The sequence below is a fragment of the Mordavella massiliensis genome (assembly GCF_016902415.1).
In the GTDB taxonomy this organism is placed as follows: Bacteria; Bacillota; Clostridia; order Lachnospirales; family Lachnospiraceae; genus Merdimonas; species Merdimonas faecigallinarum.
Genome location: NZ_JACJLV010000008.1, coordinates 30805 through 43648 on the forward strand (window position 1 = coordinate 30805; position 12844 = coordinate 43648).

At 49.4% G+C, this 12844-nt stretch carries 10 protein-coding genes; 4 read left to right on the plus strand and 6 right to left on the minus strand.

All coding sequences use genetic code 11. From position 1 onward, the window contains the following. Positions 1 to 55: 55 nt before the first annotated feature. Positions 56 to 907, minus strand: a complete 852-nt coding sequence (locus H6A13_RS03770; RefSeq protein ID WP_204908285.1) for an AraC family transcriptional regulator — start codon at positions 905 to 907, stop codon at positions 56 to 58. 271 nt (positions 908 to 1178) lie between these two features. On the opposite strand from H6A13_RS03770, the gene H6A13_RS03775 reads away from it, so the two are divergent. The 4 genes from H6A13_RS03775 to H6A13_RS03790 are packed head-to-tail and all read left to right on the plus strand — an operon-like array spanning position 1179 to position 6422. Next, positions 1179 to 2465 carry an ABC transporter substrate-binding protein gene (locus H6A13_RS03775; protein ID WP_204908286.1) on the plus strand — a complete coding sequence of 429 codons (1287 nt, stop codon included), beginning with the start codon at positions 1179 to 1181 and terminating at the stop codon, positions 2463 to 2465. A gap of 18 nt (positions 2466 to 2483) precedes the next feature. Next, a complete protein-coding gene (locus H6A13_RS03780) occupies positions 2484 to 3350 on the plus strand; it encodes a carbohydrate ABC transporter permease (protein ID WP_204908287.1) in 867 nt (288 codons plus the stop codon). Further along, positions 3350 to 4195: a carbohydrate ABC transporter permease gene (locus H6A13_RS03785; RefSeq protein ID WP_204908288.1), complete on the plus strand. Its 846-nt coding sequence runs from the start codon at positions 3350 to 3352 to the stop codon at positions 4193 to 4195. Before H6A13_RS03780 ends, H6A13_RS03785 begins: the two co-directional genes overlap by 1 nt. A gap of 31 nt (positions 4196 to 4226) precedes the next feature. Then, the gene (locus tag H6A13_RS03790; RefSeq protein ID WP_204908289.1) at positions 4227 to 6422 is read left to right on the plus strand and encodes an alpha-galactosidase; all 2196 of its coding nucleotides are present in this window, start codon (positions 4227 to 4229) and stop codon (positions 6420 to 6422) included. A gap of 71 nt (positions 6423 to 6493) precedes the next feature. On the opposite strand, the gene H6A13_RS03795 is transcribed toward H6A13_RS03790, so the two are convergent. The 5 genes from H6A13_RS03795 to H6A13_RS03815 all read right to left on the minus strand — a co-directional run bounded on the left by H6A13_RS03795 (position 6494) and on the right by H6A13_RS03815 (position 12834). Further along, positions 6494 to 8251, minus strand: coding sequence for a [FeFe] hydrogenase, group A (locus H6A13_RS03795; protein WP_204908290.1), 1758 nt, complete (start codon positions 8249 to 8251; stop codon positions 6494 to 6496). After that, the gene (locus H6A13_RS03800; RefSeq protein WP_204908291.1) at positions 8245 to 10077 is read right to left on the minus strand and encodes an NAD(P)-binding protein; all 1833 of its coding nucleotides are present in this window, start codon (positions 10075 to 10077) and stop codon (positions 8245 to 8247) included. The genes H6A13_RS03795 and H6A13_RS03800 overlap by 7 nt, the downstream gene beginning before the upstream one ends. A gap of 148 nt (positions 10078 to 10225) precedes the next feature. Further along, complete coding sequence (locus tag H6A13_RS03805; RefSeq protein ID WP_204908292.1) at positions 10226 to 11425, minus strand: phosphopentomutase; 1200 nt, start codon at positions 11423 to 11425, stop codon at positions 10226 to 10228. Positions 11426 to 11450: 25 nt separating this feature from the next. Further along, positions 11451 to 12074, minus strand: a complete 624-nt coding sequence (locus tag H6A13_RS03810) for a sugar O-acetyltransferase (RefSeq protein WP_204908293.1) — start codon at positions 12072 to 12074, stop codon at positions 11451 to 11453. Then, positions 12058 to 12834 (minus strand): SseB family protein, encoded by a 777-nt coding sequence (locus tag H6A13_RS03815; protein WP_204908294.1) that lies wholly within the window; start codon positions 12832 to 12834, stop codon positions 12058 to 12060. The genes H6A13_RS03810 and H6A13_RS03815 overlap by 17 nt, the downstream gene beginning before the upstream one ends. Positions 12835 to 12844: the final 10 nt, after the last annotated feature.

The following is a 12844-nucleotide window of genomic DNA, read 5'->3' on the forward strand; positions in this document are numbered from 1 at the left end:
CGGCAAAGAATAGATTCAAAACTAATATATTCATCATGAGAAGAAGCTGTGACGTCTAGGAAATGATCCGGTGGATCTGCCGGTATTCCCGGGGCGACATTCCGTAAATCTGCTTAAATGCCCGGGAAAAATGCAGCGCATTGGGATATCCCACCATCACGGCGATATCACTGATCTGCCGGTCCGAAGTAGTGAGAAAATCCGCGGCCCTTGCCATCCGGTAATGGGCCAGAAAGTCCTGCGGGGACTGGCCGATCACCATTTTAAATATTTTTCCGAAATAACTTCTCTCCAGCTGACAGTGTCTGGCCAGTTCCTCTACCGTAATATTTTCCGCATAATGATTGGCAATATAAGTAATTGCCTCCTTGGAATAAAATTCCCGAAGCTTCCCTTCCTGCCGCTTTTTCCGGGTACTGGAATAACGGATCAGTTTATCCATCAGAAGATACAACCGTCCGATCATTTCCATGGAAGAAGTGTTTTCACCGTAGACCAGCTGCCTGATCTCCTGCTCCAGTTCCTCTCCATGCTCTTTGGTATCCGGAAGATAAACCGGGTGCTTGTAGGAAATCCCGGCAGACTCGATGCATTCTTTTGCCCGCAAGCCGCTAAACTCCACCCACATATAGGTCCATGGATCCTGCTCGTCCGCCATATAGGTGTTCACATATCCGGGCTCGATGATAAACCCGGATCCACCCTGCAGCTGAAATTCCTGCATATTATCCTTTTTATCATTGGCGCGCAGTTTCCCCTTGCCGGAAATAATATAATGAAATAAATAATTATTTCTGACATAAGGACCGAATGCGTGCAGCGGACTGCACTTTTCATACCCATACTGTATGATCGTCAGATCGATGAAATGTTCATCCCGGAAAATGGAAAATTTCGTATCCCCCATCTTGCACCTTCTCTCCGTCTTTATATTGTGTTTTTTACTAAATTCTAACCGTGCTTTTTATATATTTTTCATAAACTTTCTTCTTCTTTTACAATTATATACCAAAATGCGTCTACACTTCAACTATTTGCTGTAAATAACGCATTTGGGTAATATTCAGACTCATAAATACATTTACCCCTATTCGTTAAAATGCTATCATTTTAAATAGCTTACAGCATAATCTTCGTGCAATCTGTATATTGCACAAACCAAAAAGGAGAGGTGTGGAATGAAAAAGAAAGTGACCGCTGTATTTCTTGTATTGACGCTCCTTCTCAGTATGGCCGCTGTCGCCGGATGTGGCAGCGATTCCTCTGCTGACGGGAAGACCGAGATCGAGATCATACAGTACAAAATGGAAGCGACCGACTACTTTGACGCACTGGAAAAAGAATTCAATGAGACCCACGATGATATTCATCTGACCATTGATTCCCCCAATGATGCGTCCACCATCATGAAAACCCGGTTCATCCGCGAAGATTATCCGGATATCATCGGTATCGGCGGCGACATCAACTACTCTTACTATGTGGATGCCGAGATCCTTGCCGATCTGTCCGACTGGGACGGCATGAGCAATATCAAAGAAGCCTATCTTGATATCGCAGAGGCTCTGGAATTTGTACCTACCGACGGTACATACATTGCTCCCTACATGGCGAACGCCGCCGGCATTCTCTATAATAAGGATATGTTTGAGGAACACGGCTGGGAGATCCCCACAAACTGGGACGAACTGATCTCTCTGTGCGAAGAGATTCAGTCCGAAGGGATCCTTCCCTTCTACTTCGGCTTCCGTGATACCTGGACCTGTCTGGCTCCCTGGAATGCGATTGCCGTAGACCTGGCTCCTGCTGATATCTGTAAACAGGTCAACAGAGGCGAAGCCACCTTTACGGATGCATACCGCGAAGCCGCAGAAAAATATCTCCAGCTGATGGATTACGGTCCGGACGATCCGCTGGCCTATGGTTACAATGACGCATGTACCTCTTTTGCCAACGGAGAATCTGCTATGTACCCCATCGGAAGTTATGCGGTTCCTCAGATCCAGTCCGTAAATCCGGACATGAACATTGATTCCTTCGTCATGCCCGCAAGCGACAGCTCTGATGGAAATACTCTGAACTCCGGTATTGACCTTGGATTCTCAGTTACTGCTGCCTGCGAAAACAAGGAGGCTGCTTACGAGGTTCTGGACTTCCTGTATGAAGATGACAACATCCAGGCATACATTGACGACCAGAACGCAATCTCCTGCAAGGAAGGAGACTATCAGCTGGGTTCCATGCTGGACGGCATGAGCGAGTACATCGAATCCGGCAACATGACCGACTACCAGGATCACTACTATCCGTCTGAGATGGCTGTTGACGCGATCCTGCAGACCTATGTGGTAAATGGCGACATCGAACAGTTCCTGTCCAGATTCGATACAGACTGGCAGCGTTACAACCGCGACATCATCCGTACTGTACAGGAATATGAAGAAGAAAACGGCAGTGCCGAGTAGGAAAGGAGTGGGGATAGAATGAAAAATGATAAAAAACGGACGTATCTGTTGATCACAATACCGATCCTGGCATTGTTCGTATGTTTTAACACCATCCCTCTGATCCGTGGTGTGATCTACAGTTTCACAAACTTCAGAGGTTTTGGTTCCTACGACTGGGTAGGCCTCCGTAACTATATTGACCTGTTTGGTGATTCCCGCGTTGGCGGTTCTTACCTGTTTACCTTTAAGCTGGCCATCTGCGCCACAGTTCTGACCAACGTGATTAGCCTGATCCTGGCTCTTGGCCTGAACGGCAAGATCCGTGCAAAAAGCTTTTTCCGCGCGGCATATTTCCTGCCGAATGTTCTGGGCGCGCTGGTTGTAGGTTACATTTTCCAGTATCTGTTTACCTACATCATCCCGGCGCTGGGCGAGATGATCGGAAGCCCGACCTTAAGCCAGAGTATGCTTTCCAATGAAAACCTGGCATGGTTCGCCATCGTGATCGTCTGCTGCTGGCAGGCAGTTGCCATGAACACGATCATCTATATCTCCGGCCTTCAGACCGTACCGGAAGATGTGTACGAAGCAGGCGACCTGGACGGCGCCACCGGATGGAAGCGCTTCCGCCACCTGACCTTCCCCCTGATCATCCCGTTCTTTACCATCAACATGGTTCTGTGTGTCAAGAACTTCCTGATGGTATTCGACCAGATCATGGCCATGACAAAAGGCGGTCCTGCACAGAGTACCGAATCCATCTCCTACCTGATCTACAACAATGGTATGTCAGGCGGACAGTTCGGATTCCAGAGCGCTAACGCCGTCATCTTCTTCATCGTGATCGTCGTACTTTCCGGCGCACAGATGACCATATCCAGCAGGAAGGAGGAGCAGTTATAATGAAAAAAGCAAGAATTGGAAATCAGACCAACTGGACTGTTGTGATCTTATTGATCCTGGGATTAAGCACTGTAGTTTTTCCATTATACATGGCTGTTGTAATTGCGTTTAAGCAGCCGTCCGAAATGACAAACAGCATTTCCGGTATCCTCTCACTTCCGGCAAGCTTCAGTTTAAGCAATTTCTCACAGGCCATGGAAGTGACAGATTTCTGGCGCTCCCTGACTAACAGTATCCTGATCACTGTAGTAACCGTAGTTCTCTCCGTACTGATCCACTCCCTGATGGGATATGCCATCGGAAGAAACCGGGCGCACAGTAAATTTTACAAATTCGTATACTTATTTATCGTAAGCGGCATGTTTGTTCCGTTCGCGATCCTGATGATGCCTCTGGCAAAACAGACCGCTGAGATGGAACTTGCAAATTGGGCTGGCGTAATCATCCTTTATGTGGTATTCTATATGCCGATGAACGTACTGTTGTACTCTGGATACCTGGTAAATATTCCGATCGCGCTGGAAGAAGCTGCCGAGGTTGACGGAGCCACCACATGGAGCACCTACTGGAAGATCATCTTCCCGATCATGAAGCCCATGCATGCGACAGTCGCGATCATCACTGCACTGGCCGTATGGAACGACGTAATGACGCCTCTGATCATTATGGCCGGTACCGGACAGAACACACTGCCTCTGGCACAGCTGAATTTCCAGACACAGTTCGGTACCAACTACAACCTGGCATTTGCCTCTTATCTGCTGGCGCTGATCCCGATCCTGATCTTCTACGTGATCTGCCAGAAACAGATTCTGAACGGTGTTGTAAACGGTGCAGTCAAATAACCAGAATCAACATTGAAACGAGGGCAAACTTATGGCAATCTTACTTGACACTAAAAATCGTGTATTTACATTACAGACAAACCATAGTATGTACCAGATGAAAGCAGACAGGTATGGAGTATTACTCCATACCTTGTTTGGCGAAAAGGGATCCGTTTTTGATTACTCCTATCTGATCACTTACGCGGACCGCGGGTTCTCCGGCAACCCTTATGATGTGGACGACGAGCGCACCTATTCTCTGGACGCTCTGCCGCAGGAGTATCCCACCTACGGAAGCGGCGATTACCGGGGCAGCGCCCTGAAAGTATGCTATCCGGACGGCACCACTTCCTGCGAACTGCGCTATGTGGGTTATGAGGTCCTGGAGGGAAAATACAGCATCCCCGGACTGCCGGCCATCTACCAGATGGAAGAAAACAAGGCCGACACTCTGGTGATCACTTTGGAGGACACCCGGAAAACCTTTTATGTGCATTTATACTATGGAGTTATGGAAGACCTGGATATCATTACCCGGTCTGTCCGCATTGAAAACCACAGTGACAAACCTGTTTTTCTGGAAAATGTGCAAAGTACCTGTGTTGACTATCTGCACGGAGAATTTGATCTGCACACCTTTTACGGGCGCCACATCAAAGAGCGCAATTATCAGCGCGCTCCAATCCATCACGGAGTACAATCTGTCGGGAGCACACGCGGAATGTCCAGCCATCAGTACAATCCTTTCCTGATCCTTTCCGATAAAAGAACCACGGAGACCTTTGGAAACTGCTATGGCTTCTCTTTCCTGTACAGCGGAGATTTCCTGGGAAGCGCCGAATATGATACCTATAATCAGACCCGGCTGCTTCTTGGCATCAACCCCGGCAATTTCAACTACCGCCTGGACCCGGGAAAAACCTTCTGTTCTCCGGAAGTAGCCATGGCCTACTCCGGAGAGGGACTGGAACATCTCTCCCACATTTTCCACAGAGCCTTCCGCAACAACCTGTGCAGAGGGAAATTTAAAAAGGCCCGCAGACCGGTACTCTTAAACAGCTGGGAAGGTGTATACTTTGATTTTAACGGAGAAAAGCTGGTGCAGATGGCAAGGGACGCCGCTTCCATGGGCATTGAACTCTTTGTCATGGACGACGGCTGGTTCGGCAAGCGGGATAAAGATGTATCCGGCCTGGGCGACTGGGTCGTAAATGAGAAAAAACTTGGCTGTACGCTGGAAGAACTTTCCGACCAGATCCATGCACTCGGCATGCAGTTTGGCATCTGGTTTGAGCCGGAAGGCATCAGTGAAGACAGTGACCTTTACCGGGCGCATCCCGACTGGGCGCTGCAGATTCCCGGGAAAGCTCCCACCCGGTCCCGGTATCAGTTAGTTCTGGATTTCTCCAGACAGGATGTGCGCGACTATATCTTCGGCCAGATGTGCCAGGTTCTGGACTCTGCAAAGATTGAATACCTGAAATGGGATTTTAACCGCAGTATTACCGATATTTACAGTGCTCTTCTGCCTGCAGATCAGCAGGGAGAAGTCACACACCGGTATATTCTCGGCCTTTATGATATGCTGGACAAACTGGGCAGACGCTATCCGGACATGCTGATCGAAGGCTGCTGCGGAGGAGGCGGACGCTTTGACGCCGGCATGCTGTACTATTCGCCCCAGATCTGGGCAAGCGACAACACCGATGCCATCGAACGGCTGTCGATCCAGTACGGATCTTCCTTCTGCTATCCGATTTCCGCTGTGGGCTCCCATGTATCTCAATGCCCCAACGAGCAGACCGGTCGCTACGCTCCTATCAATACCCGGGCAACGGTAGCCATGTCCGGCACCTTTGGATATGAACTGGATGTCAACCATATGACGCCTGTAGAAAAAGAAGTGGTAAAGGCTCAGATCTTTGAATTCAAAAAATACTATGACCTGATCCAGTATGGCAACTATTACCGCCTGACAGATCCTCTGAAAACCAAGGACTATCACTGCTGGCAGTTTGCTGCTGAGGACAGGAGCGAAGCGCTTCTTTGTATCGTAGCTTTACAGATCCGTCCCAACGGCCCCGGATGCTGGACCAGACTTCGCGGACTGGATCCGGATGGTATCTATGAGATTGATGGAAAGGAATATCCCGGTGATGTATTGATGCGCGCCGGCATTCCGCTTCCAAAGGCAACGGAAGAATACGAAAGCTTCCGCATTTACATCAGGAAAAAACAGGCATAAAAAAATATATGCGAAAAGGGCGCTCCCCTGTCATGGGGAACGCCCTTCTTTCCTGCTCTAATTTCTAACTGTTATTTATATCCGATACCGGTCTTTGCCATAGCTTCCAGATGATCGGTATGCAGAAGCATATGCGCTTTATGAGAATTGGGCTCTCCAAAATATTCCGCATATAACTGATTGATATCCGGATTCTCATGAGAGAACCGAAGATCTGCATTTTCATCCAGGCAGTACAGCTTTTTGCCCCGGTCAAAGGCCCACTCTTCGCCGTCGTGGATTGGCTGTCCGCCGCCGCCTACGCAGCCGCCGGGACAGGCCATCACTTCTACGAAATCATAGTGCACTTCTCCGCGCTCGATCATATCCAGCAGTCTCCTGGTATTTCCCAGTCCGCTGACTACAGCGATCCGTACAGTGATATCATCAATAGCAAGTTCTGCTTCCATAACCCCGTGGTTTTCCTGGAATCCAGGGCTTCTGACCATCTTAAAGGCATCTGCCGGAGGATTTTCCTTTTTCAGGATATAGTAAGCTGTACGAAGCGCTGCTTCCATTACGCCTCCGGTCGCTCCAAAGATCACGCCTGCGCCGGTGCCTTCCTGCATCGGTCGGTCACTTTCGATATCTTCCAGTGTCTCCGGACTGATATGAGCGGAACGGATCATTTTCGCCAGTTCTCTGGTCGTCAGTACCGCGTCAATATCATGGCCCGCGTATTCTTCATAAAACATCTCCATCTCACGCTCGCCCTTCTTTGCCACGCAGGGCATGATGGACAGCGTATAGATCTTCTCCGGCGCAACTCCCAGCTTATCTGCAAAATAGGTCTTCATCACCGCTCCAAACATCTGCTGCGGCGATTTCGCCGTAGACAGCTGTTTCACCAGATGCGGATACTGGGACTTGATAAACCGGAGCCAGCCCGGACAGCAGGAGGTAAACATGGGACGCTCTTTAAACTCGCCTGTAACAAAACGCTGCACGAATTCATTGGCCTCTTCCATGATCGTCAGGTCTGCAGAGAAGGTGGTGTCAAATACATAATCTGCGCCCATCTTCTTTAATGCATCCAGGATCTTTCCTACTGGAGCCTCATCCGGAGTCAGCCCCAGTTCTTCTGCCCATGCGGTACGCACTGCAGGAGCTACCTGGGCTACTACGATCTTTTCCGGATCCTCGATTGCTTCCCATACCTGCTCTGTATCGTCCCGCTCTCTCAACGCGCCTACCGGACAGTGGGTAATACACTGGCCGCAAAGTACGCAGTTTGCTTCTTCAATAGTCTTATGTCCTGCCACATTCACATTCGTTCTGGAACCGGTGCCCTCCACATCCCATACGCACATACTCTGTACCTTTTCACAGATCTGGATACAGCGCATGCACTGGATACATTTGGAAGAATCCCGGATCAGCGGGAAGTCTTTATTCCAGGGCATCTTTTTAGGCTCTTTTTTAAAAGGAATGTCAATAATATTCAAGTCATTGGCTATTGTCTGGAGACTGCAGTTTCCGCTTCTTGCACAGGTCACACACTGACAGTCATGCTGGGACAGGATCAGTTCCACATTGGTCTTCCTGTCGCGACGCACTCTGGGGCTGTTGGTATGGATCACCATGCCTTCCTGTGCCACATTGTTACAGGACGTAACCAGTCTGTCTTTTCCTTCTACTTCTACCACACACACACGACAGGCTGCGATCTCATTGATCCCTTTCAGATAACAAAGATTGGGGATCGGAATGCCATTCTGTTTGGCAGCCTCCATAATGGTGGTGTTTTCTTCTACAGATATTTGTTTTCCATCTATTGTAAGATTTACCATAATGTTTCTCTGCCTCCTTTAAATATTCCGAATCCGAAGTGATCACAGCGCAGACATCTGGATGCCTCCTGTTTTGCTTCTTTTTCTGTCATGCAGTTTTCCACGCCGTCGAAGTCACAGACTCTCTCACAGGCCTCGCGTTCTGTAAGGTTTACTCTTCCGCAAGGTGTGCGGTCATGGAGACTTGGCTCCGGAATCTCTACATCACAGGAAATCTGATGATGATATCCCAGATATTCATCGATGTTTGCCGCTACGACTTTGGCCGCCGCGATCGCCTTGATCACGGATGCCGGTCCGCTGGCACAGTCGCCGCCTGCAAATACACCCGGCATGTTCTCAAAGGTGCCTGAGCTCTGGGTTACGATCTTGCCGCGGGCTACCGGGATGCCGGCCTCTTCAAAGTGTTTGGTCTCAATATTCTGTCCGATCGCCACGATCAGTACGTCGCATGGTATGTAAATATCCTTTTCTCCGGTAGGCCGGATGCTCGCACGTCCGTCCTTGATAGCGCTGACCATCTGCGGAGTCACATAAATACCTCTGATATGATGGTTTTCGTCTACATCCAGGGAAGCCGGTGCTTTCAGAGTCTGAAGTTCAATACCTTCTGCCACCGCTCCTTCAATCTCTGCCGGAAGCGCTGTCATATCCGCCACTCTTCTGCGATATACGATGCTGACTTTCTCCGCGCCCAGTCTCTTCGCTGTGCGGACCGCATCCATGGAAACGTTTCCGCCTCCGATAACTGCCACATGTTTACCGGAAAGATCCATAATCTGTTTCTTTCCTACATTACGCAGGAACTGTACCGCAGAAAGGATGCCGTCCGCATCTTCCCCTTCCAGCCCCAGCTTTTTATCCGTGCTGGCTCCGATGGTGATCAGTACCGCGTCATACTGATCTCTCAGTTCCTGGATTGAAATATCCTGTCCGATCTTTAATCCGTATTTTACTTCCACGCCTGTCTTCAGGATTGCTTTGATGTCATCATCCAGCCGGTCCTTGGGAAGCCGGTAATTCGGGATACCGTATCTCAACATTCCGCCCAGCTCCGGAAGCATCTCATACACGGTCGTCTGATGTCCCATCAGCTGCAGATAATAAGCCGCGCTAAGTCCTCCCGGGCCTCCGCCGAGAACCGCGATCTTCTTACCTGTAGACGGCGCACATGCCGGAGGATCCACCTCGCCTGCATAATCTGCAGCCATCCGCTTTAAGCCGCGGATATTTACGGAATCGTCCACCATATTCCGGCGGCATCTTGCTTCGCAGGGATGCTCGCAGATAAAGCCGCAGGTTGTGGGGAACGGATTGTCCTTGCGGATCAGGCGGATCGCGTCTGCATATCTTCCGGCGCCCACCAAAGCCACATATCCCGGAATATCCACATGTGCCGGACATAAGGATACGCAGGGTACCGGCTGGCTGTATGCACAGGTACACCGGCCGTTCTGGATATGCTCCACATAATCATCTCTGTAGCCGATCAGACCCTTATAAACCATCCTTGCAGCTTCATAGCCAATGGCACAGTCTGCGGACTCCATAATAGACTTGGCTGTCTGCTCCATCACATCCAGCGTCTCCATCGTAGCATTTCCGTCCAGAACATCCTTGATAAACTGGTTGAGCTGGCCAAGACCAATCCTGCAGGGTACACATTTTCCGCAGGTCTGGGCATGGCAGAGCTCCAGGAACGCACGGGCCATGTCCACGGGACATAATCCCGGAGGGCTGGATTCGATTCTTCGTTCCAGATCCTTATAGAGACCTTCCATCACGACTTCCGCTCTTTTCGGCAAATCGATTTCCAATCTGCTCATACATCTTCACTCCTTTTCACTCTCTTATGACAAATCATTGACAAACCTCTCTAACCAACACAGGACGCAGGCCTTAAAAAGCCTACGCCCTGTATTAATCACACAATTCATTAAAAATACTCGGTCTGTTTTCATTGTTCTTAGGAAATTATAACAGATACCTGTAGGAATCGTCAACATTTTCTGTGATATCTGACCAAAAGCTTTTTCCGTCACCCTGAAAACTTATGTTAAATATGTCGGCAATCGTGGCTGCTATGTCTGCATAACTGTGCCGAATGCCCAGACCGCATCCCTTTTTCAAATGTTCGCCGAAACACAGACAGGGCACATACTCCCTGGTATGATCTGTTCCCGGGAATCCGGGGTCGCATCCATGATCCGCTGTAAGGATCAGCACATCTTCCCGGCGCATCTTTCCCATCAGCTGCCGGATCTTCGGATCCACCTCATTCAACGCATTCACATATCCGTCAATGTCGTTGCGGTGCCCGTAGATCATATCAAAATCCACAAGATTTACAAAGCAAAGGCCTTCAAACTCTTTATCCATCAGTTCCAGCGTCTGCTCCATATTCCGGGTATTTCCTTTATTGGGAAATGTCTCCGTGATCCCGCGTCCGGCAAAAATATCATGGATCTTCCCTACGCCGATCACAGATTTTCCGGCTTTTTTCAGCGCATCCAGAAGTGTTTCCTTCGGGGGTTCCACGGAAAAATCATGGCGGTTTACCGTCCGCGTAAAATCAGGATATTCTCCCACAAAAGGTCTGGCGATCACCCGGCCGACTCCGTGTTCTCCTGTCATGATCTTTCTGGCGATCCGGCAGTCCGCATAAAGTTCTTCCAGCGGAACCTTTTCTTCATGAGCTGCGATCTGAAAGACACTGTCTGCCGATGTATACACGATCAGCTTCCCGGTCTTAAGATGTTCCCTTCCATAATCGCGGATGACTTCCGTACCGGAATAAGGTCGGTTGCAAAGCACTCCTCTGCCGGTCTCTTTTTCAAACTCCCGGATGACCTCATCCGGAAATCCTTCCGGATAAACAGGCAGCGGCTTTGGCGAGATTACACCTGCAATCTCCCAGTGTCCCACTGTGGTATCTTTTCCGGCCGACTGTTCCTGAAGTTTCATATAACATCCGATCGTTTCTTCTTTCGTTTTTTGAAAAGAAGTCCCCTCAATCTGATAAAGGCCGAGTTCAGCCAGTGTGGGAACTTGCAGCTTCCCGCTTCTGACACAGGTGCCCAGTGTATCGCATCCGCTGTCACCGAATCTGTCAGCATCCGGCGCGGCTCCTGCCCCTACGCTGTCCAGAACGATCAAAAATACACGTTTTGCCATTGGCGAACATCTCCTTTTTTCATCTTTACAGATCGATCTTCTGATCTTTATAATAGTAGATCCTGTCTTTTTCTCCGATAGGTCTTAATACCCGGCAGGGATTTCCCACTGCCACTACATCTGACGGAATGTCTTTTGTCACGACGCTTCCGGCTCCGATCACAGTGTTATCGCCCACCGTCACGCCCGGAAGGATGATCACTCCGGCGCCGATCCATACATTTTTCCCGATATGCACCGGTATATTAAACTGATAGGCTTCCTGCCGGAGTTCCGGCAGGACCGGATGCTCCGCTGTCGCAATCGTCACATTGGGGCCGATCATAGTATAGTCTCCGATATAGATTTCTCCATCATCCACCAGAGTCAGGTTAAAATTCGCGTACACGTTTTTCCCCATATGTACGTGATGCCCTGCCCAGTTCGCATGAAACGGCGGTTCCAGATAGACGCCCTCGCCGATCTCTGCAAACATTTCTTTTAAAAGCGCTTCCCTTTCCTCGTTCTGGGAAGGTCTGGTATGATTATACTCATACAGGCGTTCCAGGCAGACTGCCTGATCCGCAAGCAGCTCCTCTCCTGTGGGAAGATAGAGTTTCCCTTCCATCATACGGCGGCGTTCCTCTTCCTCGCTAAACTGTTTCCTCATGAGTATCCTCCTTTTGCTGTCTTGCCGGACTTTTCCTGATGTTTAAAATGATATTCACTCCCAGCGGGTTGACCGCTACACCGGATACTCCGTTCAGGATAATATCCGGGATCTTGGACGCCTCAACCACGGAAGCCTTGAATTTTTTCTCCTTATCAAACTTACGAAACTCCGGGATATCGGTAAACACCGGCTGATATGTCTTGCCATCTTTCTGCTTGAGCACCGGGATTCCCTCTTTTTCATGCATAGCTACGATATAGCGCCCTTTCTGGAAATGCGCCAGCATCTCATCATTCAGTTCCTGCAGTTTTTCCGTCATTTTCCCGCCGTCTTTTTTGCGAAATTCCTGTACGAAATACAAAGCTGTCAAATGCATCTGCGGATTCTCAATCCGCATCTGTCCCTCGGGCAGCTTCTCCTCATCCTGACGGCGCACCAGTTCCGTAAGCTGGACACAGATCTCGCTATCCGTCCCACGATCCACCAGAAGCGCATTAACGCCCATAGGAAAAAGTCCCGTATAGAAGGGCAGAAACATTTGATTTTTCATCTCGATGAGCTGGACCCGCTCCCCTGCATCCGACAATGTCTGGATCTCTTTCTCCGCCGTCTCCTTATCAAAATATAAGAGCACCTGATCATCAAAGGTTTCCGGATCGCAATAGACAAACGGCATCCGGGAACACAGAGAAAATACCAGGTAAAGATTCTGTGATGTTCTCAGTTTGTTTAAAGTCTCTTTCTTATCAGCTTTCATGTATGTTATG

Excerpts from the sequence above, each read along its gene's own strand:
- H6A13_RS03815 (WP_204908294.1), bottom strand. The coding sequence starts at position 12,834 with ATGAAAGCTGATAAGAAAGAGACTTTAAACAAACTGAGAACATCACAG.
- H6A13_RS03770 (WP_204908285.1), bottom strand. The coding sequence starts at position 907 with ATGGGGGATACGAAATTTTCCATTTTCCGGGATGAACATTTCATCGAT.
- H6A13_RS03805 (WP_204908292.1), bottom strand. The coding sequence starts at position 11,425 with ATGGCAAAACGTGTATTTTTGATCGTTCTGGACAGCGTAGGGGCAGGA.
- H6A13_RS03780 (WP_204908287.1), top strand. The coding sequence starts at position 2,484 with ATGAAAAATGATAAAAAACGGACGTATCTGTTGATCACAATACCGATC.
- H6A13_RS03790 (WP_204908289.1), top strand. The coding sequence starts at position 4,227 with ATGGCAATCTTACTTGACACTAAAAATCGTGTATTTACATTACAGACA.
- H6A13_RS03800 (WP_204908291.1), bottom strand. The coding sequence starts at position 10,077 with ATGAGCAGATTGGAAATCGATTTGCCGAAAAGAGCGGAAGTCGTGATG.
- H6A13_RS03810 (WP_204908293.1), bottom strand. The coding sequence starts at position 12,074 with ATGAGGAAACAGTTTAGCGAGGAAGAGGAACGCCGCCGTATGATGGAA.
- H6A13_RS03795 (WP_204908290.1), bottom strand. The coding sequence starts at position 8,251 with ATGGTAAATCTTACAATAGATGGAAAACAAATATCTGTAGAAGAAAAC.
- H6A13_RS03775 (WP_204908286.1), top strand. The coding sequence starts at position 1,179 with ATGAAAAAGAAAGTGACCGCTGTATTTCTTGTATTGACGCTCCTTCTC.
- H6A13_RS03785 (WP_204908288.1), top strand. The coding sequence starts at position 3,350 with ATGAAAAAAGCAAGAATTGGAAATCAGACCAACTGGACTGTTGTGATC.